This is a genomic window from Pseudomonas sp. VE 267-6A (assembly GCF_024126555.1).
GTDB lineage: Bacteria > Pseudomonadota > Gammaproteobacteria > Pseudomonadales > Pseudomonadaceae > Aquipseudomonas > Aquipseudomonas palmensis.
The window spans coordinates 1-21,140 of record NZ_JAMYBY010000029.1 but is presented as its reverse complement, the minus strand read 5'-3'; the positions used below and the strand labels follow the sequence as shown (position 1 = coordinate 21,140).

Sequence of the window (21,140 nt, the reverse complement as noted above, 5' to 3'; positions counted from 1 at the left end):
CCTACTTCTGCAACGCCAGCCCCAACAGCTGGCGGGCCTTGCCCGTCAGCCTTTTAAGTTTCGAGTCCGGCCTGGGCCCCACCAGCCCCTGCTGCCTCAGCCAATCCTTCCAGCGAATCCGCTCTTCACGCACCAGCCAGCCATCCTGCCGGGCAAAGCTTTCGGCCAGGTAGATACCACGTGTACTCGCCGGCACCAATCGGTCCTTCTTCAGGGTGTACAGCTCGGCCTGCGGCTGACCGTCTTCCAGCGGCATCAGGTACAAGTCTGGCCGGCTGCGGTTGAGGCGTGCCACCAGTTGGTCGCCCTCAAGGCGCTCGTCCACATGGAACAGGCTCAATGATTTGGCTTCCCTGGGCACTTGCAGGCGCAGGTCATAAATCAGTTGCAGTGACGCCGTGGGCAGGTGGACATAGGCTCGCGGTCGCTCGATCAGCGGCTGGTTGCCACAGCGCACCGGTCGCGCGGCCCCCGAGTGAGGGGTCAGCACGAAGGGCATCGCTTCACGGTAATGCAGCGCATCGGCGTACGGCGCCGGCAACCAGGTGTCGTTGAAACGCCCGCCAAGCCAGCCTTCCGGGGTCTCCAGCAGGCATTCCTCGGCCACTTCCTGCACGGCCGTGTGCAAGGGCAGGTTCAGCTCCTGAGCGGGCACGTAACCGGAGATCAGCTTGAGCACCACATCACCGCGGTCCTGGCGGCGCTGGCGCACCAGTACCCAGTAGTCGCGGTTCTGCCACTGCAGGGTGAGGCGCACCGAAACGCCCAGGTTGGCCAGCTCCACGGCGAAACGCTCGGGGTCGGCCACCTGGATCGCCTTGCGCCGCTGCAGGGTCTGGGCAAAGTTCAGCGGCATGCCGATGCTCTGGTAGCTCAGGCCCTCGGGGCCGGCTTCCACATGCAGGGGCAGGGTCTTGAAGTTGCTGGGGTTCTTGCGGATCAGCGTGCGCGGCATCTCGGCTCCTTCTTGCGTTGGGGTCGGCCGCGACGGCGGCTCAGCGCTGGCTCAGGATCTTGGCAACCACGCCCACGTTGTGGGCCAGGTGCACGGGATTGATGGTGCCGACAATAGCACTGCTCACCCCGGGGTGGGCAAACAGCAGCTCGAAGCTGGCCCGCACCGGGTCGACGCCCGGGACCAGGCAGGCATGACCACTGGCCAGGGCCTTTTTCACCAGGATGGCCTTGCCGTGTTCGGCAGCATAGTCCAGCACCGGGCGTTCGCCCTGCTCGTCGAGGTTGTAGGTAACCATCGCGCAATCGCCTGATTGCAGGGCCTGCAGCCCACCTTCGACGGTTTTGCCGGACAGCCCGAAGCCGCGAATCTTGCCTTCCTGCTTGAGTCGGGCCAGGGTTTCGTACACCGCTTCCTGCTGCAGAATGCGCAGATCGTTGCCGTCGGAATGCACCAGTACAAGATCGATACAATCTGTTTCAAGGCGCTGGAGGCTGCGTTCCACCGAGCGGCGCGTGTGGGCGGCGCTGAAGTCGAAGTGCGAGTGGCCGTCGTCGAACTCTTCGCCGACCTTGCTGACGATCACCCAGTCGTGGCGCTGGCCGCGCAGCAATGGGCCCAGCCGCTCTTCGCTGCGGCCATAGGCCGGTGCGGTGTCGATCAGGTTGATGCCCAGCTCACGGGCCTGGCGCAGCAGCAGGCGGGCCTCGTCGTCGTCGGGGATGGTGAAGCCGTTGGGGTATTTGACGCCCTGGTCGCGGCCCAGCTTGACCGTGCCCAGCCCCAGCGGGGAAACGCTCAGGCCGGTGCTGCCCAGCGGGCGGTGATAGGGGTGCAGGGTCGGCAGGCTCATGGCAGCAGTTGCTCCCATACCGGTTGTGCCAGGGGCGGTTTTGGCAGGGGCGGCAGGGCAGGCAGATTGCCTGGCTTGATATCGTCACGTTCCAGGCTGTTCAGCACGCGGTCAGCGAAGTCCGGTGCCAGGGCCAGCTTGGTCGGCCAGCCCACCAGCAGGCGCTGCTGGTCGGCGAGGAAGGCGTTGTCGGGGCGCACCAGGCCCGATTGCGCGGGTTCAGCGCGGTCGACACGCACGGTGGCCCACTGCACCTGACTGAGGTCGACCCAGGGCAGCAGCCCCGCGACCTCCTTGCGGGCGGCAGCGATCTGCGCTTCGGGTTCGCGGGCAACGCCCTCGGCTTCGGCCAGGTCGCCGCCCAGGTACCACACCCACTGGCCGTCGGCGGCCGGGTGGGTGGTCACGGTGATGCGCGGCTTGGGCCCACCGCCCAGGCAGTGGGCGTACAGCGGCTTGAGGCTCGGGCCCTTGGCCATGACCATGTGCAGCGGTCGGCGCTGCATGGCCGGCTGGCTCAGGCCCAGGCTTTGCAGCAGCGCGGCATTGCCGGCACCGGCGCTGAGCACCACGCGCTGGGCGCGGATATCGCGGCCATCGACACGCAAGCCGACCAGTTCGTCACCTTCATGCAGCGGTTCGATATGTTCACCGGCCAGCAGGCTGTCGCCGGCCAGCTCTGCCAGGCGCGCGAGCAGGCTCGGCACGTCCACCACCAGTTCGGCCAGGCGGTACACCTTGCCCTTGAAGGCACGGTCCTGCAGGGCAGGGGGCAACTGGTCGCCCTTGACCTGGTCGACCCGGCCGCGTACCGCCTTGCTGGCGAAGAAGCTGGTGAGGTTGCCGGCCAGGGTGCCGGGCGACCACAGGTAGTGCGCCTCGGACAGCAGGCGCACGCCGCTCAGGTCCAGTTCGCCGTTGCCGGCCAGGGCCTCGCGCCAGCGCCGCGGCATGTCGGCAATGGCCTCGGAGGCGCCGGTGAGCGCACCGTGCAGGGCGTACTTGGCACCACCGTGGATGATCCCCTGGGACTTGAGGGTCTGCTCGCCACCGAGGCTGGCGCGTTCCACCAGCACCGTCGAGTAGCCCAGGCGGCGCAGGCGGGCATTGAGCCAGAGGCCTGCGACCCCTGCGCCGACGATCAGCACGTCGGTGGAAATAACGGATGACATGCACGCACCTCACAAGCAAAGACAGGAGCGCAGTATACAGCCTGTGAGGTTTCGTACCCTGTCGCTCATCAATGCCCGGTGGTTTTGGAGAACACCTGGATCACCACTACGCCGCCGACGATCATGGCCATGCCGAGCATGGCCGGCACATCCAGTTTCTGCCCGTAGATCACCAGCGCCGCGATGCTGATCAGCACGATGCCCAGGCCCGACCAGATGGCGTAGGCAATGCCTACCGGAATGCTGCGCACCACCAGGGTCAGCATCCAGAACGCCACGATGTAGCCGCACACCATCAGAAGCAGGGGCAGCGGCGTACTCAGGCCCTTGACCGCCTTCATCGAGGCGGTGGCAATGACTTCGGCGCAGATGGCGATGGCCAGGTAGGTATAGGCGTTCATGGTAGTCCTCTGTTCTGGTCGCGCATTCTAGAGGATGGCGCAATGGGGTAAAGTCATTACCTATCTATTCTGGAGATAGGCTGGCATGCACGGTCAATGGAACCTCGAACAGCTTCGCACCTTCGTGCGGGTCGCCGAACTGCGCTCGTTCTCGGCGGTGGCGCGTGAGCAGCGCAAGGCCCAGTCGGCGGTCAGCAACGCCATCGCGTTGTTCGAGGCCGACCTTGGGGTCACGCTGTTCGAGCGTAGCAGCGGGCGTCAGCCGCGCCTGACCGATGCCGGCCAGGCGTTGCTCGAGGAGGCACGCGAGCTGCTGCGCCAGTGCGAGCGCCTGGACGGTCGGGCGCAGGCGCTGATGCGCGGGCAGGAGGCGCAACTGCGCCTGGCGCAGGACGAGGCCATGCCCTTCCAGCCGGTGCTCGACAGCCTCGACGAGCTGGCCGTGCAGTACCCGCTGCTGGAAATCCAGGTGGCCAGCGGGGCCCAGGGCGATGTGGCGCGCAAGCTGCTGGAGCGCCGTGCCGACCTGGGCCTGATGTTTCACCACGAGCACATGCCTGCAGCGCTGGAGCGCCAGGCGCTGGGCAGCGTGGAGATGGTCACCGTGTGCGCGGTGCATCACCCGCTGGCGCAACTGGCCAGCGTCAATCGCCAGCAGCTGGCGCAGCACCGTCAGTTGCTGATCACGCCCCAGCAGAGCGGCTACCCTGGCGGCGAACCGATCAGCCCGCAGATCTGGCGCGCCGACAGCTTCTACGTGATGGCCGAGATGCTCATGCGCGGGCTGGGCTGGGCCTGGCTGCCGCGCCATGTGGTGCAGTACCCGGCCTACCAGCAGCAGATGGTGGAGCTTGCCAGCGAGTGGCGCCCGCCGGCGCTGGTGGTGGAGTTGGCGTGGCGCCGCGACGAGCCGCTGGGGCCGGCTGCGCGCTGGCTGGCCGAGCGCTTCGCAGTGCATTTGTGCGCCATTGGCTAGTACACTTCGGCGCCATGAACAGAACCCTATATACCCTGCTGTTTCACCTGGGCCTGCCGCTGGTCGCGCTGCGCCTGTACCTGCGCTCGCGCAAGGCGCCGGCCTATGCCCGGCGCATCGCCGAGCGCTTCGGCCTGAAGCTGCCGCCCCTGCAGCCGGGGGGCATCTGGGTGCATGCGGTGTCGGTGGGCGAGAGCATCGCCGCCGCGCCGATGGTGCGTGCCCTGCTGCAACGTTATCCACAGTTGCCGATCACCATCACCTGCATGACGCCCACCGGTTCCGAGCGCATCCAGGCGCTGTTCGCAAACGAGCCACGCATCCAGCACTGCTACCTGCCGTACGACCTGCCGTGGGCGGCGGCGCGGTTTCTGGAGCGTGCACGCCCGCAACTGGCGGTGATCATGGAGACCGAGCTGTGGCCCAACCATATCCACCAGTGCGCCCGGCGTGGCATACCGGTGGCGCTGGCCAATGCGCGGTTGTCGGCGCGTTCGGCCAAGGGCTATGCGCGTTTTGCCGGGCTGACCCGGCCGATGCTGGCCGAGATGAGCCTGATCGCGGTGCAGACCGAAACCGAGGCCGAGCGTTTTCGCCAGCTCGGTGCGCGGCCCGAGTGCGTGCAGGTGACCGGCTCGATCAAGTTCGACCTGACCATCGATGCGCAGCTGTCGGTGCGCGCCAGGGCACTGCGTGAAGAGTGGCAGGCGCTGCAACGGCCGGTGTGGATTGCCGCAAGCACCCATGAGGGCGAGGACGAGGTGATCCTGGCAGCGCATCGGCAGTTGCTGGCGCACCATTCGGACGCGCTGCTGATGCTGGTACCGCGTCATCCGGAGCGCTTCAACGCGGTGCATGGGTTGTGCGCAGCGCAGTTTTCCACGGTGCGCCGCTCTGGCGGTGCGCCGGTGACGGCGGATTGCCAGGTACTGCTGGGCGATACCATGGGCGAGCTGCTGTTTCTGTATGCGCTGGCGGACATCGCGTTCGTCGGCGGCAGCCTGGTGCCCAACGGCGGGCACAATCTGCTGGAGCCGGCTGCACTGGCCAGGCCAGTGCTGAGTGGGCCGCATCTGTTCAACTTTCTCGAGATTGCGGCGATGCTGCGCGAGGCGGGGGCGTTGTGCGAAGTGGATGATGCCCAGGGGCTGGCGGCCGAGGTTCGGCGCCTGATCGAGCTGCCCAGCGATGCACTGAAGATGGGCGAGGCGGGGGTCGGGGTGATGCGGGCCAATCAGGGGGCGTTGAAGCGCCTGCTGGATGGGCTGGGGAATCTGCTCAAGGCGTGAGGCCTGTTCGCCGGCAAGGCCGGCTCCTACACGGGGTGCGCAACACCTGTAGGAGCCGGCCTTGCCGGCGAAGCTGTTTCAGGGCCTTTCGAAATTGGCTTGCGCCGCCTTGGCCAGGTCCGGCGGCAGGAAGTCCTTGTCCGGGTTGTAGTCGGGCTTGAGGTAGCGACCCAGGTCATTCAGGTCCTGCGGGCTCAAGGTCCCGGCGGCCTGCTTCAGGCGCAGGTTGTCGAGGATGTAGTCATACCGGGTGTTGTTGTAGTCGCGCACCGAGGTGTACAGCTGGCGCTGTGCATCCAGCACGTCGACGATGTTGCGCGTACCCACCTGGTAACCGATTTCGGTCGCTTCCAGCGCGCTCTGGTTGGAAATGATCGACTGCTTGCGCGCCTGCACCTGCTCCACGTCGGTGTTCACCGCGCGGTGCAGGTTGCGGGTGTTTTCCACCACCTGGCGACGCAGGCTCTCGCGCTGCTGTTCGCTCTGGCTCAGGCGCTGGTACGCCTCGCGCACCTGCGAGCTGGTCAGCCCGCCACTGTAGATCGGGATGTTCAGCTGCAGGCCGATGCTGGTCTGCTCCACGTCGCCGCGGTAGTTCTGGCCCGTCAGGTTGGGGTTGCTGAAGCCCAGGCTGTCGTTGTCACCCTTCTGGTAGCGCGCCACCGCGTCCACCGTCGGCGCGTGCCCGGCCTTGCGCTGGCGCAGGGTTTCCTCGGCCGCGTTGACCGCGTAGTTGGTGGCCTGCAGGTTCAGGTTCTGCTTTGCGGCGGTTTCTACCCAGGCCTTGGCGTCATTGGGCGTGGGTACCTGCACCGGCAGGGTGTGCACGATGCCCTGCACCGAGTTGTAGTCGCGGTTGGTCAGGGTCACCAGGGCCTCGAAGGCGTCGTCCACCTGGCGCTGCGCGACGATGCGGTTGGCGCGTGCGGTGTCGTAGCTGGCCTGGGACTGCAGCACGTCGGTCTTGTCCGACAGGCCCACGTCGAAGCGCTCGTTGCTCTGGTCGAGCTGGCGCTTGAACGCGGCTTCTTCGGCCTTGGTCGAGGCCAGGGTGTCCTGGGCGCGCAGCACGGCGAAGTAGTTCTCGGCACTTTGCAGAATCAGGTTCTGTTCGGTGGCCGACAGCTCCAGCGCCGCCTGTTCGTTCACCGCTTCGGCTGCCTGCAACTGGAACCAGCGGTCGGCGCGGAAGATCGGCTGGGCCAGGGTGGCCTGCCAGGAGTTGCCGCTGCGGTTGGCGGTGATCGAGGGGTGATCGATCTTCGTACGGCTGTTCATCATCTCGGCGCCGGCCGAGAGGTTGGGCAGCAGGCCGGCACGGGCCTGGGGCACCACTTCCTTGCGGGCGCCGTAGTCGGCGCGGGCAGCGGCCAGGTCGGCGTTGTTGTTCACCGCTTCCTGATACACGCTGACCAGATCGGTGCGTACCGACAGGGGCGGTTCTGCTGCCCAGGCCATTCCGTTGGTAGCACACGACACGGCGAGGGCCAGTGAAAGTTTGCGCAGCATAGGGCAGTCCTTGAACGGTTGAGTATTTCTGAACCGATGAGTGTAGTTGCGCAGGCATTTTGCAACAATCCGCTATTTGCGCCTTTTATCATGCTTGTGCTTGGACTGTTGGCGTTTCGCGTCGCACCGGTCTATGCTGGGCGCGTTCTTGTCGGGGTGCCTTGCGTTGAGGCTGAGATCGGATAATTCCGGATCCCGTTGAACCTGATCAGGTTAGCGCCTGCGTAGGGAACAAGATTGCTCGTCTCCCGCGAGCCCTCTTGTGTCGGCTGCGGGATTGTCATTTCAGCTTTTTGGCTGGTGTGGCATCTTCCGTTTCGGCACAGCACCAGCCCTGGTGCGCCCGTGCCTTTCAGGTTCACTCCGACTGCCAACCCGTCTGGAGAGCCTGTGATGAGCCAAAAACAAAAATACCCCGCGCACCTGAGTGAATCGGCCAAGGTCGACGAGCAGTCCGTGCAGCCGTTCACCCGTTCGCGCAAGATCTACGTGCAGGGCTCGCGCCCCGATATCCAGGTGCCGATGCGCGAAATCAGCCTGGACGACACCCCCACCGATTTCGGCGGCGAAGCCAACGCGCCGGTGCTGGTGTACGACACCTCCGGCCCCTACACCGACCCCACCGTGCAGATCGACGTGCGCAAGGGCCTGGGCGATGTGCGCTCGGCCTGGATCGACGCGCGCGGCGACACCGAGCGCCTGGCCGGGCTGTCCTCCAGTTTCGGCCAGATGCGCCTGAACGACGTGGAACTGACCAAGCTGCGCTTTGCCCACGTGCGCAACCCGCGCCGGGCCAAGGCCGGCGCCAACGTCAGCCAGATGCACTACGCGCGCCAGGGCATCATCACCGCCGAGATGGAGTACGTGGCCATCCGCGAGAACATGAAGCTGCAGGAGGCCCGCGCCGCCGGCCTGCTCGACCAGCAGCACGCCGGGCACAGCTTCGGCGCAAGCATCCCCAAGGAGATCACCGCCGAATTCGTACGCGAAGAAGTCGCTCGCGGCCGCGCGATCATTCCGGCCAACATCAACCATGTGGAGCTGGAGCCGATGATCATCGGCCGCAATTTCCTGGTGAAGGTCAACGGCAACATCGGCAACAGCGCGCTGGGCTCCTCCATCGAGGAAGAAGTGGCCAAGCTGACCTGGGGCATCCGCTGGGGCTCGGACACGGTAATGGACCTGTCCACCGGCAAGCACATCCATGAAACCCGCGAGTGGATCATCCGCAACTCGCCGGTGCCGATCGGTACGGTGCCGATCTACCAGGCACTGGAGAAGGTCAACGGCGTGGCCGAGGACCTGACCTGGGAGCTGTTTCGCGACACCCTGATCGAACAGGCCGAGCAGGGCGTGGACTACTTCACCATTCATGCCGGCGTGCTGCTGCGCTACGTGCCGCTGACCGCCAAGCGCGTGACCGGCATCGTCAGCCGCGGCGGCTCGATCATGGCCAAGTGGTGCCTGGCGCATCACAAGGAAAACTTCCTCTACACCCATTTCGACGAAATCTGCGAAATCATGAAGGCCTACGACGTCAGCTTCTCGCTGGGCGACGGCCTGCGCCCAGGTTCGATCGCCGATGCCAACGACGCGGCGCAGTTCGGCGAGCTGGAGACCCTGGGCGAGCTGACCAAGATCGCCTGGAAGCATGACGTGCAGTGCATGATCGAAGGCCCGGGCCACGTGCCGATGCAGTTGATCAAGGAGAACATGGACAAGCAGCTCGAGTGCTGCGACGAGGCGCCGTTCTACACCCTGGGCCCGCTGACCACCGACATCGCGCCGGGGTACGACCACATCACCTCGGGCATCGGTGCGGCGATGATCGGCTGGTTCGGTTGCGCGATGCTCTGCTACGTGACGCCCAAGGAGCACCTGGGGCTGCCGAACAAGGACGACGTCAAGACCGGCATCATCACCTACAAGATCGCCGCGCACGCGGCGGACCTGGCCAAGGGGCACCCGGGCGCGCAGATCCGCGACAACGCCTTGAGCAAGGCGCGGTTCGAGTTCCGCTGGGAAGACCAGTTCAACCTGGGCCTGGACCCGGACACCGCACGCTCGTTCCACGACGAGACCCTGCCCAAGGATTCGGCCAAGGTCGCGCACTTCTGCTCGATGTGCGGGCCGAAGTTCTGCTCGATGAAGATCACCCAGGAAGTGCGTGAATACGCCGCCAACCAGCCGGTCGAGGTGGCGGTAGAAGAGGGCATGCGCGAGCAGGCCGAGCGGTTCCGCCAGGAAGGCAGCCAGTTGTACCAGAAGGTCTGAAAGCATCGCGGGTCAAGCCCGCTCCCACAGGTATGCCGCTGCCCTAGAGATCAGCGATACCCCGTGGGAGCGGGCTTGACCCGCGAAAGGGCCTTCCATCCAACCCACATTTCCTGCCGAGTCTTCATCGTGAGCACACCCAGCCACTACTCCCCCGATTCCCCCATTCCCGACAGCCATCGCGTCTTCGGCGCGCGGGACCTGTTCTCCCTTTGGTTCTCCCTCGGCATCGGCCTGATGGTGCTGCAGACCGGCGCCTTGCTCGGCCCCGGCCTGGGCCTGTCCGGAGCGCTGCTGGCCATCACCCTCGGCACGCTGGTCGGCGTTCTGCTGCTGGCCGCCGCCGGCGTCATCGGCAGCGACACCGGCCTGTCGGCCATGGGCACCCTGCGCCTGAGCCTGGGCCGCCACGGCGTGGCGCTGCCGGCCATTCTCAACCTGCTGCAACTGGTTGGCTGGGGCGCGTTCGAAATCATCGTGATGCGCGACGCCGCCAGCCTGCTCGGTGCGCGGGCCTTCGGCGCCGATAGCCTGTGGGTCAGCCCGCTGCTGTGGGCACTGTGCTTCGGCGCCCTGGCCACCGCGCTGGCGGTGGCCGGCCCGCTGACCTTCGTGCGCCGCATTTTGCGCAAATGGGGCATCTGGCTGCTGCTGGGCGCCTGCCTGTGGCTGACCTGGAACCTGTTCGCCAAGGCCGACCTGGCTGCCCTGTGGGCGCGCGCCGGGGACGGCTCGATGTCGCTGGGGGTGGGCTTTGACATCGCCATCGCCATGCCGCTGTCGTGGCTGCCGCTGATTGCCGACTACTCGCGCTTCGGCAGGCATTCGGGGCAGGTGTTCGTGGGTACCGCACTGGGCTACTTCATGGGCAACCTGTGGATGATGAGCCTGGGCGTGGCCTACATCCTGGCCTTCGCCACCGATGGCGAAGCCAGCACCCTGCTGCTGGCGCTGGCCGGCGCAGGCTTTGGCATCCCGCTGTTGCTGGTGCTGCTCGACGAGTCGGAAAAGGCCTTTGCCGACATCCACTCGGCGGCGGTGTCCAGCAGCCTGCTGTCAGGCGTGAAGGTCGAGCACCTGGCACTGGTGATCGGCGTGGTGTGCACCCTGATCGCCTGCTTCGCGCCGCTGGGCCAGTACGAGAACTTCCTGCTGCTGATCGGCTCGGTGTTCGCGCCGCTGTTCGGTGTGGTGCTGAGCGACCACTACGTGCTGCGCCGGCGTCGCCTGCCCAGTGTGGTCGACGGCCTGCACTACGGGGCGCTGGTGGCGTGGGCCTGTGGCGTGGCGACCTACCATGTGCTGGCGCATTACGCCGCAGACGTTGGCGCCACCCTGCCAGCCTTGCTGCTGGCAGGGGCGCTGCATCTGTTGCTGGGCTTCAACCGCGGCCGGGAAACAGCTCGGGCCTGATCACGCCGTTCAGGCGCGGGTAGGGGATCTTGAGCTCGATGTGGCCCATGGAGTACGGGGCGATGGCATACACCTCGTACTTCACCACCACCGCGCCGTAGGTCAGGGCGACGTGCGGTGACTTCTGGAATGGCCAGTTCTTCACGAACTCGGCGTCCTTGTCCATGCCGGTGCTGATCAGCCAGCCCTTGTGGGCCTCTTCGACGGTCTTCCAGAAGGTTGCCTCCTGGCCCGGCACCAACATGTCCTGCAGGGTCAGCACCTTGTCCTGCTGGCGCGAATAGTTGATGAAGCCGCGCCCCGGCATGCCGTGCGCGCCGCCGGTGTCCAGGTAGCTGGACAACTCGATGATCACCAAGCCGTCATGCTGCTCGCGTACCTTGGCCTGCAGGTAGCTGCTGTTGCGGCTCTGGGCCGATTGCAGGTAGCTGTCCTCGTAGGACTTGAGCGAGGCCGGCAACGGTGCGCCCTCGCCATCGCTGGTGAGCTTGAGCAGGCTGCGCTCGACGATCGCATCGAGCTTGGGGTTGGTGGGGAAGTGCACCGTGTCGATGTTCACCAGCGGGCAGTCGGCTGCGGTGCAGCCCGGCTTGATGTGCTCCCACCTGTCGCGCTTGACCTCGAGCGGCACGCGCATGTTGGGCTGGAACAGGCTCTGGCAGGCGCCCAGGGTCAAGGCCAGGGCGGTCACGCAGGCTAATTTCGCAAGTGACATGATGATCCTTGTAGTGCAACGGTAATCGGGCTTGGACCGTCGGCAATGCCGTCGGTTCGCCACTAAGCTGACAAGAAAGGCTGCGCCTATCCTCGCAGCCCGCACGATTGTTTTAAAGGGGTGAAACCGCGCAGTGTGCAGGTTAGGATGGCGCGACGTGGTAATGGGGTAACGAGGTATCCATGACAGACAAGCCAAAGGCCATGCCGACCGACGTACAGATCGTGCGGCGCGAAAACTGCTTCAAGGGCTTTTACCGGCTCGACCGGCTGCACCTGCGCCACGAGCTGTTTGCCGGCGGCATGGGCCGCGAGATCAGCCGTGAGCTGTTCGTGCGCCACGACGCAGTGTGCGTGCTGCCCTATGATCCGCAGCGTGACGAAGTGGTGCTGATCGAGCAGTTTCGTGTCGGCGCCATGGGCAAGGTCGACAACCCCTGGCTGGTGGAACTGGTCGCCGGTCTGATCGACAAGGACGAACAGCCCGAGGAGGTTGCGCACCGCGAGGCGCAGGAGGAAGCTGGGCTGACATTCAGTGCGCTGTGGCCGATGACCAAGTACTTTCCGTCGCCCGGCGGCAGCGATGAATTCGTGCACCTGTACCTGGGGCGTTGCCACAGCGACGGCGCGGGCGGCCTGCACGGGCTGGAAGAAGAGGGCGAAGACATTCGCGTGAAGGCCTGGGCGTTCGAGGATGCGTTGCAGGCCGTGCGCGATGGGCGCATTGCCAATGCCGCGAGCATCATCGCCCTGCAATGGCTGGCGTTGAACCGTGATGAAGTCAGGGGGCTGTGGTCGTGAATCTGTTGCGCGAGCGCTACCGGGTCGATCTGGTCGGCTTGCAGGCTGCCTGCGAGGCCAACTATGCGCGCCTGATGCGCCTGTTGCCCGACATGCGCACCACCCAGAGCTCGCGCCGCATCGGCATGACCCAGGGTGACCAGATGCTCGGCGTGCTGGTGCTCGACGTGGTGCTGGCCTGCCCTTACACCACCACCCTGCGCGTGCGCCAGGAGCACAGCCTGCCGTGGCTGCCGGTGCCGCAGCTGGAGGTGCAGGTGTACCACGACGCGCGCATGGCCGAGGTGGTCAGTGCCGAGCATGCGCGGCGCTTTCGCAGTGTCTACCCATACCCCAATGCGGCCATGCACCAGCCGGACGAAAAGGCCCAGCTCAACCTGTTCCTGGGCGAGTGGCTGAGCCATTGCCTGGCCTGCGGCCACGAACTGGAAGCGGTTCGCTGAAAATGTGACCGGTGTCGTGGGCGCGGGGTTTGCCGTTGCCTGCATTCCCACCATAATCGTGCAGAATCCGCCCAAGGAGACGGCCTTGCCGCACTCGATCATCCCTTCCCGTGACGCCTCGGTGCTGCTGGTGCAGCTCTCCGACAGTCATCTGTTCGCCGAAGCCGAAGGCACGCTGCTGGGCATGAATACCCGCGACAGCCTGCGCCGTGTGGTCGAGCGGGTACTCGACGAACAGCCGGTGGTCGACCTGGTGCTGGCCACCGGCGACCTGTCGCAGGATGGCAGCGTCGAATCCTATCTGCAGTTTCTGGCCCTCAGCGGCAGGATTCCGGCCCCAGCCCGCTGGCTGGCCGGCAATCACGACGAACCGTTCCCCATGGCGCAGGTGGCACGCGGCAGCGCGCTGCTCGAGCCGGTGGTGGATGCCGGCGCCTGGCGGGTGATCATGCTCAACTCGGCCGTGTGCGGCTCGGTGCCGGGGCTGCTGGCAGACGATCAGCTGCAACTGCTCAGGCAGGCCCTGGAGGCCGCACCGCAGCGCCATTGCCTGATCTGCTTCCATCACCAGCCGGTTTCCATCGATTGCGCCTGGATGGCGCCCATCGGGCTGCGCAACGCCGATGCGCTGTTCGACCTGCTCAAGGGTTATCCACAGGTGCGCGCGCTGCTCTGGGGGCATATCCATCAGGAGTGGGACCAGCTGCGTGACGGTGTACGCCTGCTCGCTTCGCCTTCCACCTGCATTCAGTTCGAGCCGGGCAGTGAAGACTTCAAGGTGGGCGACCAGGCCCCGGGGTATCGCTGGCTGCGCCTGCATGACGACGGCAGGCTCGAGACCGGGGTCTCGCGCGTGACCGACTTTGCCTTCACCGTCGATTACGGCAGCAATGGGTACTGAGCGCTGCAAGCTGCAAGTGAACCCGAGTATCACCGCCCGGTTGCAACCTGATGTTTGAAAGTTGCCGCTCAAGGCTTCTCGAACAGGCTAAACTGCGCGTCTTTTGTGCTCGTTGCGACGGGCGTTGCATGGGCATCGGGGGCGATCATGTCGGGTTCGATTCTTTATATCCACGGGTTCAACAGTGCGCCCAGTTCGACCAAGGCCAGCCAGCTGAGCAGTGTGATGCAGCAGTTGGGGCTGGCCGGGCAGCTGCGCGTGCCCCTGCTGGACAACCATCCGCGCCAGGCCGTGGCGCAGCTTGAACGTGCCATCGCCGAGCTGGGTTCGCCATTGCTGGTCGGCAGCTCGCTCGGGGGCTACTATGCCACCCACCTGGCCCAGCGCCACGGGCTCAAGGCCCTGCTGATCAACCCGGCCGTCAATCCGCACCAGCTGTTCGACGGCTACCTGGGCCCGCAGCAGAATTTCTACACCGGGGAAACCTGGGAGCTGACACTGGACCACGTGCAGGCCCTGGCCGAGCTGGAAGTGCCCGCACCGAGCGACCCCGAGCGCTTTCAGGTATGGCTGCAGACGGGCGATGAAACCCTGGACTACCGCCGTGCCCAGGCCTTCTATCGGGCCTGTGCGCTACGCATCGAGGCCGGTGGCGACCACAGCTTCCAGGGCTTCGCGCAGCACCTGCCGGCCATGCTGAGCTTTGCCGGCATTGCACCGCAGGTGTACCAGGCGTTCGATTTTTCTGTACTTTGACTGATTATTTTCACCTACGACTGACGACGAGAACCCATGGCCAATCCCAGCGCTAGCGCCTATAACGCAGACGCCATCGAAGTCCTCTCCGGCCTTGACCCGGTGCGCAAGCGCCCGGGCATGTACACCGACACCAGCCGGCCCAATCACCTGGCCCAGGAAGTCATCGACAACAGCGTCGACGAAGCGCTGGCCGGCCACGCCCGCACCGTGCAGGTCATCCTGCATGCAAACCATTCGCTGGAAGTGTCCGACGACGGTCGCGGCATGCCCGTGGACATCCACCCCGAAGAGGGCGTGTCGGGCGTCGAGCTGATCCTCACCAAGCTGCACGCCGGCGGCAAGTTTTCCAACAAGAACTACCAGTTCTCCGGCGGCCTGCACGGGGTGGGCATCTCGGTGGTCAACGCCCTGTCCAACCAGGTACGGGTACGGGTCAAGCGCGACGGCAACGAGTACCAGATGACCTTCGCCGACGGCTTCAAGGCCACCGAGCTCGAAGTGATCGGTACCGTCGGCAAGCGCAACACCGGTACCAGCGTGTACTTCGCGCCCGATCCCAAGTATTTCGACTCGCCCAAGTTTTCCATCAGCCGCCTCAAGCATGTGCTCAAGGCCAAGGCCGTACTGTGCCCGGGGCTGCTGGTCAGCTTCGAGGACAAAGGCACCGGCGAGAAGGTCGAGTGGCATTACGAGGACGGCCTGCGCTCGTACCTCGAAGACTCGGTAAGCGAGTTCCTGCGCCTGCCCGATGCGCCGTTCTGCGGCAGCCTGGCGGGCAACAAGGAGGCCGTGGACTGGGCCTTGCTGTGGCTGCCCGAAGGCGGCGACAGCGTGCAGGAAAGCTACGTCAACCTGATCCCCACCGCCCAGGGCGGCACCCACGTCAACGGCCTGCGCCAGGGCCTGCTCGATGCCATGCGCGAGTTCTGCGAGTTCCGCAACCTGCTGCCGCGCGGGGTCAAGCTGGCCCCCGAGGACGTGTGGGAGCGCATCAGCTTCGTGCTCTCGATGAAGATGCAGGAGCCGCAGTTCTCCGGCCAGACCAAGGAGCGCCTGTCGTCCCGCGAGGCCGCCGCATTCGTTTCCGGCGTGGTCAAGGATGCCTTCAGCCTGTGGCTCAACGCCCACCCCGAAGTGGGCATGCAACTGGCGGAACTGGCGATCAACAACGCCGGGCGCCGGCTCAAGGCGAGCAAGAAGGTCGAGCGCAAGCGCGTGACCCAGGGCCCGGCACTGCCGGGCAAGCTGGCCGACTGCGCCGGGCAGGACCCGATGCGCGCCGAGCTGTTCCTGGTCGAGGGTGACTCGGCCGGTGGTTCGGCCAAGCAGGCGCGCGACAAGGAGTTCCAGGCCATCCTGCCGCTGCGCGGCAAGATCCTCAACACCTGGGAAGTCGACGGCGGCGAAGTGCTGGCCAGTCAGGAAGTGCACAACATCGCGGTGGCCATCGGCGTCGACCCCGGTGCCACCGACATGAGCCAGCTGCGCTACGGCAAGATCTGCATCCTGGCCGACGCCGACTCCGACGGCCTGCACATCGCCACCTTGCTCTGCGCCCTGTTCGTGCAGCACTTCCGCCCGCTGGTGGAGGCCGGCCACGTGTACGTGGCGATGCCGCCGCTGTACCGCATCGACCTGGGCAAGGAGATCTACTACGCCCTGGACGAGGCCGAGCGCGACGGCATCCTCGACCGCCTGGTGGCCGAGAAGAAGCGCGGCAAGCCGCAGGTCACCCGATTCAAGGGCCTGGGCGAGATGAACCCGCCGCAGCTGCGTGAAACCACCATGGACCCGAACACCCGGCGCCTGGTGCAGTTGACCCTGGAAGACCTCGAAGGCACCCGCGAGATCATGGACATGCTGCTGGCCAAGAAACGTGCGGGCGACCGCAAGAGCTGGCTGGAGTCCAAAGGCAACCTGGCCGAGGTACTGGCTTGATCGCTCGGTGCCTGGCAGCGCTGTTGTCACTGCTGGGCGTGCCGGCGCTGGCCGAAACCTGGCCGGAGCTGGCGATGCAGAGCGAGCATCCGGTAGAGGGCATGCGTGGCGGCAACCTGTCGGGGCTGGCCCTGTGCAACGGCGAGCTCTGGACCGTCTCGGACCGCGACGACGACCTGCTGTACCGCCTGGACACCACCCAGACGGTGTGGCAGGCCGAAGGTATTCGCCTGGAGGTGCCGCCGGTGCCGGACAGCGGCCTGCCCTGGGGCCTGCGCTCGAGCAACTGGGCAATGTCCTACGTGCGCGGCGGCGAGCTGGATTTCGAAGGCATCAGTTGCGATGCCGCAGGCAATCACTACCTGGTCAGCGAAACCCATGTGGCGGTGCTCAAGGTACCGGTCGCAGGCGACCCCAGCTGGCTGAAGATCGACCCGAGCATGGTCCGCCAGGCGCGCGCCAGCGGCATGCTGCTGCACTTCAATGCATTGTTCGAAGGCATCGCCGTGAACCCGGCCGGCGATCGCCTGTGGCTGGCCGCCGAGCGCGAGCGCCGCGGGCTGATTTCGATCAATCGCCAGCAGACCACCTGGCACTGCGGTGATGGCTGCGTGCTGCTCAGCGAGGCCGGCACCGAGATGCAGCCTGCGCAGATGCCCAATGCCCGCGAGCGGCCCCGGGATTTTGCCGACCTGGCGCTGTTCGAAGGCAAGCTGTTCACCCTGGAGCGCAACGCCTACCGTATCTGCCGGCGTGATGCCGACACTGGAAGCGTGGAGCGCTGCTGGTCGTTCGCTGCCGATGCCCTGATCGAATCGCGGCAGTACTCGCAGCCGTTCGGCCTGGCCGAGGCCCTGGTGATCGATGCCAAGGGTGCCTGGATAGGCCTGGACAACAACGGCGGTCGCCGCGCCGATGGCGAAAACCGCCCGATCGTGTGGCGCTTTGCAGCGCCCCAGGGCGGCTGGAGCGCCAAGCCGTGAGCCAGGCACCGGGCAAGCGTGCCGGCCGGGTGATGCTGGTGCTGGCGTGGGCGGCCGGGCTGTTCCTGGCCACGCGCTTTTTCGGCGACTGGGAACAGCGCCAGGCCAACCCCAACAGCCAGATCAGCTCGCAGCACGGCGATGGCTATGTCGAGGTGCGGCTGCTGGGCAATGGCCAGGGGCATTTTGTGGCCGACGGTCTGATCAACGGCCAGGCCGTGCATTTTCTGCTGGATACTGGCGCCACCGACGTGGCGATCCCCGAGAGCCTGGCCCGGCAGTTCAGCCTGGAGCGTGGTGCGCCCGTGACCCTGAGTACCGCCAATGGTCGTACCGAGGGCTATCGCACCCGCCTCGACAGCCTGCAACTGGGCGATATTCTGCTGCGCGACGTACGCGCCCTGGTGGTGCCGGGGCTGGACGGCGAGCAGGTACTGCTGGGCATGAGTGCCCTGAAACGACTCGAATTTACCCAGCGCGGCGGCACCTTGCTGCTGCGCCAGACCTTGAAATGATGAGGCCCGCATGAGCGACTCCCTTGATCTCAGCCTCGATGGCGTAGAGCGCCGGTCACTGGCTGACTTCACCGAACAGGCCTACCTCAACTATTCCATGTACGTGATCATGGACCGTGCGCTGCCGCATATCGGCGACGGTTTGAAGCCGGTGCAGCGACGCATCGTCTACGCCATGAGCGAACTGGGCCTGGACGCCGATTCCAAGCACAAGAAATCGGCGCGTACCGTCGGTGACGTGCTCGGCAAGTTCCACCCGCATGGCGATTCGGCCTGCTATGAAGCCATGGTGCTGATGGCGCAGCCCTTCAGCTATCGCTACACCCTGGTCGACGGCCAGGGCAACTGGGGTGCGCCGGACGATCCCAAATCCTTCGCGGCCATGCGCTACACCGAAGCGCGCCTGTCGCGCTATTCCGAGGTGCTGCTCAGCGAACTGGGCCAGGGCACTGCGGACTGGGGCCCGAACTTCGACGGTACCCTCGACGAGCCCCTGGTGTTGCCGGCACGTTTGCCGAACATCCTGCTCAATGGCACCACCGGTATCGCCGTGGGCATGGCCACCGACGTGCCGCCGCACAACCTGCGCGAAGTGGCCACCGCCTGCGTGCGCCTGCTCGACGAGCCCAAGGCCACGGTCGAACAGCTGTGCGAGCACATCCAGGGCCCGGACTACCCGACCGAAGCAGAGATCATCACCCCGCGCGCCGACCTGCTGAAAATCTACGAAACCGGCCGTGGCTCGGTGCGCATGCGCGCCGTGTACCACATCGAGGACGGCGACATCGTGGTCACCGCGCTGCCGCACCAGGTGTCGGGCGCCAAGGTGCTGGAACAGATCGCCGCGATGATGCAGGCCAAGCCGTCCAAGGCGCCGCAGGTGGCCGACCTGCGTGACGAATCGGACCACGAGAACCCGTGCCGCATCGTGATCATCCCGGTGCACAGCCGCGTCGACCACGAAGCGCTGATGCAGCACCTGTTCGCCAGTACCGACCTTGAGTCCAGCTACCGGGTCAACATCAACATCATCGGCCTGGACGGCAAGCCGCAGTTGAAGAACCTGCGCACGCTGCTGGTCGAGTGGCTGCAGTTCCGCGTGCAGACCGTGCGCCGTCGCCTGCAGTTTCGCCTGGACAAGGTGGAGCGTCGCCTGCACCTGTTGGACGGCTTGCTGATCGCCTACCTCAACCTGGATGAAGTGATCCACATCATCCGTACCGAGGAGCACCCGCGGGCCAGGTTGATCGAGCGCTTTGCATTGAGCGAGATCCAGGCCGACTACATTCTCGACACGCGGCTGCGCCAGTTGGCCCGTCTGGAAGAGATGAAGCTGCGCAACGAGCAGGACGAACTGCTCAAGGAACAGGCCAAGCTGCTGGCGCTGCTGGGCAGCGAAGCCAAGCTCAAGAAACTGGTGCGCACCGAACTGCTGCAGGACGCCGAAACCTATGGCGACGACCGTCGCTCGCCGATCGTCGAGCGCGCCGAAGCCCGTGCGATGACCGAGCACGACCTGCTGCCCAACGAAAAGGTCACGGTGGTGCTGTCCGAGAAGGGCTGGGTACGTTCGGCCAAGGGCCACGACATCGATGCCACCGGGCTCTCGTACAAGGCCGGCGACGGCTTCAAGACCGCAGCCGCGGGGCGCTCGAACCAGTACGCGGTGTTCATCGACTCCACCGGCCGCAGCTACTCGGTGCCGGCGCATACGCTGCCGTCGGCACGGGGCCAGGGTGAACCGCTGACCGGTCGCCTGACCCCGCCGCCCGGTGCTTCGTTCGAGTGCGTGCTGATGCCCGAGGATGACGGCTTGTACGTGATTGCCTCCGATGCCGGCTACGGCTTCGTGGTCAAGGGCGAAGACCTGCAGGCCAAGAACAAGGCCGGCAAGGCCCTGTTGAGCCTGCCGAACAACGCCAAGGTGATCCTGCCGCGCCCGGTGGGCAACCGCGAGCAGGACTGGCTGGCGGCGGTGACCACCGAAGGGCGCCTGCTGGTGTTCAAGATCAGCGACCTGCCACAGCTGGGCAAGGGCAAGGGCAACAAGATCATCGGCATTCCGGGCGACCGCGTGGCTAGTCGTGAAGAATTTGTCACCGACCTGGCAGTGATTCCCGAGGGTTCGACCCTTGTATTGCAGGCCGGCAAGCGTACCCTGTCGCTCAAGGGCGATGATCTGGAGCACTACAAGGGCGAGCGTGGGCGGCGTGGCAACAAGCTGCCGCGCGGCTTCCAGCGGGTCGATGCGCTGCTGGTGGAAAACGTCGAATAAGCGACCTGGTGGCCGCAAACGGGTATTTTAGTGACCGTTTGCGGCTTAAACACTGGAGTCGCACGGAACTTTCGCGGATGATAGGCCCCTTGTGGTGCCAGCGTAGCTGTGTGCCCGACGTATTCATGAGTATCACTGCGGCAAGCCGTGTGGCGGCCGCCTGGATGGGATGATGACTTTTCTGCGCCTTCCATTTGTTCTACTGCTCAGTGGCGTGCTGGGCTTGGCCGGGTGCAGCATGCACCAGCCGGTAGCGCTGTATCAGCTCGACAGTGGCGAGCCGGGGCAACCTGGCCAGAGCAACGGCATGGCCGTGGTGCTGGGGCCGGTCTCGGTGGCCGACTACCTGCAACGCGAAACCCTGCTGCAACGCCAGCGTGACGGCAGCCTGACGGCGGCGACCGATGGTCGCTGGGCGGGCAGCCTGTCGGCCGACATCGACCAGTTGCTGGTGCGCCAGCTGGCCTGGCGCCTGGACAGCCAGCGTGTGGTGCTGGCACCGGCCAGCACCGGGTTCAACCCGGATGTGCAGGTGCTGCTGTCGATCACGCGCCTGGACTCGGGCGTCGGCCAGCCGGCGATCCTCGATGCCCAGTGGCGCTTGCTTGATCGTCGCGGTCAGGTGCGTGACAACCGCATCGTGCATTTCGAGCAGCCCCATGAAGGCAGCTCGGCGGCGCAGGTACAGGCGCAGGGGCAACTGCTGCAGCGTCTGGCCGAGCAGCTGAGCGTGGCGTTGAAGCCGTTGGCCAATCAGCCGCCGATCGTGCAGGAACAGCCGAAGAAGGCCACGCCGGTACAGCAGGTGCGCAAGGAGCCGGAGAAGCCGAAGATTCCGATGGCGACACCGATTCGTACCGAGATGGAAGTGTTCCGGTTTTAACCGTGTCTAGTCCTGAAATAGGTTTACACCTGTTCAGGTAGGCCGATAGGCCTCAAAACGCCCGATGCACCGCATCGGGCGTTTTG

General features: G+C 65.6%; 19 protein-coding genes and 1 riboswitch. Of the genes, 13 read left to right on the top strand and 6 right to left on the bottom strand.

From position 1 onward, the window contains the following. Position 1: 1 nt before the first annotated feature. From NJH59_RS24720 to NJH59_RS24705, 4 genes are all read right to left on the bottom strand, one after another. The gene (locus NJH59_RS24720) at positions 2-955 is read right to left on the bottom strand and encodes a metal ABC transporter ATPase (protein ID WP_088514711.1); all 954 of its coding nucleotides are present in this window, start codon (positions 953-955) and stop codon (positions 2-4) included. 40 nt (positions 956-995) lie between these two features. Continuing rightward, complete coding sequence (locus NJH59_RS24715; protein WP_253087430.1) at positions 996-1,808, bottom strand: aldo/keto reductase; 813 nt, start codon at positions 1,806-1,808, stop codon at positions 996-998. After that, entirely contained in the window at positions 1,805-2,980 is a 1,176-nt protein-coding gene (locus tag NJH59_RS24710) for an FAD-binding oxidoreductase (protein WP_078479863.1), read from the bottom strand. Before NJH59_RS24710 ends, NJH59_RS24715 begins: the two co-directional genes overlap by 4 nt. 68 nt (positions 2,981-3,048) lie before the next feature. Further along, a complete protein-coding gene (locus NJH59_RS24705; protein WP_043863569.1) occupies positions 3,049-3,381 on the bottom strand; it encodes a multidrug efflux SMR transporter in 333 nt (110 codons plus the stop codon). An 85-nt stretch (positions 3,382-3,466) separates the two neighbouring features. Between NJH59_RS24705 and NJH59_RS24700 the strand changes: the two genes are divergently transcribed. Beyond that, positions 3,467-4,357 carry a LysR family transcriptional regulator gene (locus NJH59_RS24700; protein WP_043863568.1) on the top strand — a complete coding sequence of 297 codons (891 nt, stop codon included), beginning with the start codon at positions 3,467-3,469 and terminating at the stop codon, positions 4,355-4,357. A 14-nt stretch (positions 4,358-4,371) separates the two neighbouring features. After that, on the top strand, positions 4,372-5,646 hold the full coding sequence (gene waaA, locus NJH59_RS24695) for a lipid IV(A) 3-deoxy-D-manno-octulosonic acid transferase (protein WP_253087429.1): 1,275 nt from the start codon (positions 4,372-4,374) through the stop codon (positions 5,644-5,646). A 78-nt stretch (positions 5,647-5,724) separates the two neighbouring features. On the opposite strand, the gene NJH59_RS24690 is transcribed toward waaA, so the two are convergent. Then, positions 5,725-7,155: a TolC family outer membrane protein gene (locus NJH59_RS24690; protein ID WP_043863566.1), complete on the bottom strand. Its 1,431-nt coding sequence runs from the start codon at positions 7,153-7,155 to the stop codon at positions 5,725-5,727. 142 nt (positions 7,156-7,297) lie between these two features. Beyond that, positions 7,298-7,403, top strand: a riboswitch (TPP riboswitch). 145 nt (positions 7,404-7,548) lie between these two features. On the opposite strand from NJH59_RS24690, the gene thiC reads away from it, so the two are divergent. Together thiC and cytX are read left to right on the top strand one after the other, a co-directional pair. Then, positions 7,549-9,429: a phosphomethylpyrimidine synthase ThiC gene (gene thiC, locus NJH59_RS24685; protein ID WP_054915742.1), complete on the top strand. Its 1,881-nt coding sequence runs from the start codon at positions 7,549-7,551 to the stop codon at positions 9,427-9,429. 129 nt (positions 9,430-9,558) lie between these two features. Beyond that, positions 9,559-10,842, top strand: a complete 1,284-nt coding sequence (cytX, locus tag NJH59_RS24680; protein ID WP_253087428.1) for a putative hydroxymethylpyrimidine transporter CytX — start codon at positions 9,559-9,561, stop codon at positions 10,840-10,842. Here cytX and NJH59_RS24675 read toward each other — a convergent pair. Further along, positions 10,811-11,557 (bottom strand): RsiV family protein, encoded by a 747-nt coding sequence (locus tag NJH59_RS24675; protein ID WP_043863563.1) that lies wholly within the window; start codon positions 11,555-11,557, stop codon positions 10,811-10,813. The two genes, cytX and NJH59_RS24675, sit on opposite strands and share 32 nt — an antisense overlap. Before the next feature lie 182 nt (positions 11,558-11,739). Here NJH59_RS24675 and NJH59_RS24670 point away from each other — a divergent pair, with 182 nt between their 5' ends. The 9 genes from NJH59_RS24670 to NJH59_RS24630 all read left to right on the top strand — a co-directional run bounded on the left by NJH59_RS24670 (position 11,740) and on the right by NJH59_RS24630 (position 21,054). Then, a complete protein-coding gene (locus tag NJH59_RS24670) occupies positions 11,740-12,357 on the top strand; it encodes an NUDIX domain-containing protein (protein ID WP_043863562.1) in 618 nt (205 codons plus the stop codon). Continuing rightward, positions 12,348-12,800, top strand: coding sequence for a DUF1249 domain-containing protein (locus tag NJH59_RS24665; RefSeq protein ID WP_043863561.1), 453 nt, complete (start codon positions 12,348-12,350; stop codon positions 12,798-12,800). The genes NJH59_RS24670 and NJH59_RS24665 overlap by 10 nt, the downstream gene beginning before the upstream one ends. Positions 12,801-12,885: 85 nt before the next feature. Beyond that, the gene (gene cpdA, locus NJH59_RS24660) at positions 12,886-13,701 is read left to right on the top strand and encodes a 3',5'-cyclic-AMP phosphodiesterase (RefSeq protein ID WP_253087427.1); all 816 of its coding nucleotides are present in this window, start codon (positions 12,886-12,888) and stop codon (positions 13,699-13,701) included. 147 nt (positions 13,702-13,848) lie between these two features. Next, positions 13,849-14,457 carry a YqiA/YcfP family alpha/beta fold hydrolase gene (locus NJH59_RS24655; protein WP_043863559.1) on the top strand — a complete coding sequence of 203 codons (609 nt, stop codon included), beginning with the start codon at positions 13,849-13,851 and terminating at the stop codon, positions 14,455-14,457. A 36-nt stretch (positions 14,458-14,493) separates the two neighbouring features. Then, the gene (gene parE / locus NJH59_RS24650) at positions 14,494-16,398 is read left to right on the top strand and encodes a DNA topoisomerase IV subunit B (protein WP_253087426.1); all 1,905 of its coding nucleotides are present in this window, start codon (positions 14,494-14,496) and stop codon (positions 16,396-16,398) included. Next, complete coding sequence (locus tag NJH59_RS24645) at positions 16,395-17,381, top strand: esterase-like activity of phytase family protein (protein ID WP_058541604.1); 987 nt, start codon at positions 16,395-16,397, stop codon at positions 17,379-17,381. Before parE ends, NJH59_RS24645 begins: the two co-directional genes overlap by 4 nt. Next, on the top strand, positions 17,378-17,896 hold the full coding sequence (locus NJH59_RS24640) for a TIGR02281 family clan AA aspartic protease (protein ID WP_043863556.1): 519 nt from the start codon (positions 17,378-17,380) through the stop codon (positions 17,894-17,896). Before NJH59_RS24645 ends, NJH59_RS24640 begins: the two co-directional genes overlap by 4 nt. Positions 17,897-17,906: 10 nt before the next feature. Beyond that, positions 17,907-20,171: a DNA topoisomerase IV subunit A gene (gene parC, locus NJH59_RS24635; RefSeq protein WP_054915737.1), complete on the top strand. Its 2,265-nt coding sequence runs from the start codon at positions 17,907-17,909 to the stop codon at positions 20,169-20,171. A 172-nt stretch (positions 20,172-20,343) separates the two neighbouring features. Then, the gene (locus NJH59_RS24630) at positions 20,344-21,054 is read left to right on the top strand and encodes a membrane integrity-associated transporter subunit PqiC (protein WP_043863554.1); all 711 of its coding nucleotides are present in this window, start codon (positions 20,344-20,346) and stop codon (positions 21,052-21,054) included. Positions 21,055-21,140 lie beyond the last annotated feature (86 nt).

Bases quoted from the DNA above. Each gene is read 5' to 3' on its own strand.
- parE (WP_253087426.1), top strand. From the start codon at position 14,494: ATGGCCAATCCCAGCGCTAGCGCCTATAACGCAGACGCCATCGAAGTC.
- NJH59_RS24705 (WP_043863569.1), bottom strand. From the start codon at position 3,381: ATGAACGCCTATACCTACCTGGCCATCGCCATCTGCGCCGAAGTCATT.
- NJH59_RS24700 (WP_043863568.1), top strand. From the start codon at position 3,467: ATGCACGGTCAATGGAACCTCGAACAGCTTCGCACCTTCGTGCGGGTC.
- NJH59_RS24655 (WP_043863559.1), top strand. From the start codon at position 13,849: ATGTCGGGTTCGATTCTTTATATCCACGGGTTCAACAGTGCGCCCAGT.
- NJH59_RS24690 (WP_043863566.1), bottom strand. From the start codon at position 7,155: ATGCTGCGCAAACTTTCACTGGCCCTCGCCGTGTCGTGTGCTACCAAC.
- NJH59_RS24675 (WP_043863563.1), bottom strand. From the start codon at position 11,557: ATGTCACTTGCGAAATTAGCCTGCGTGACCGCCCTGGCCTTGACCCTG.
- NJH59_RS24670 (WP_043863562.1), top strand. From the start codon at position 11,740: ATGACAGACAAGCCAAAGGCCATGCCGACCGACGTACAGATCGTGCGG.
- parC (WP_054915737.1), top strand. From the start codon at position 17,907: ATGAGCGACTCCCTTGATCTCAGCCTCGATGGCGTAGAGCGCCGGTCA.
- thiC (WP_054915742.1), top strand. From the start codon at position 7,549: ATGAGCCAAAAACAAAAATACCCCGCGCACCTGAGTGAATCGGCCAAG.
- NJH59_RS24720 (WP_088514711.1), bottom strand. From the start codon at position 955: ATGCCGCGCACGCTGATCCGCAAGAACCCCAGCAACTTCAAGACCCTG.
- NJH59_RS24710 (WP_078479863.1), bottom strand. From the start codon at position 2,980: ATGTCATCCGTTATTTCCACCGACGTGCTGATCGTCGGCGCAGGGGTC.
- waaA (WP_253087429.1), top strand. From the start codon at position 4,372: ATGAACAGAACCCTATATACCCTGCTGTTTCACCTGGGCCTGCCGCTG.
- NJH59_RS24630 (WP_043863554.1), top strand. From the start codon at position 20,344: ATGACTTTTCTGCGCCTTCCATTTGTTCTACTGCTCAGTGGCGTGCTG.
- NJH59_RS24715 (WP_253087430.1), bottom strand. From the start codon at position 1,808: ATGAGCCTGCCGACCCTGCACCCCTATCACCGCCCGCTGGGCAGCACC.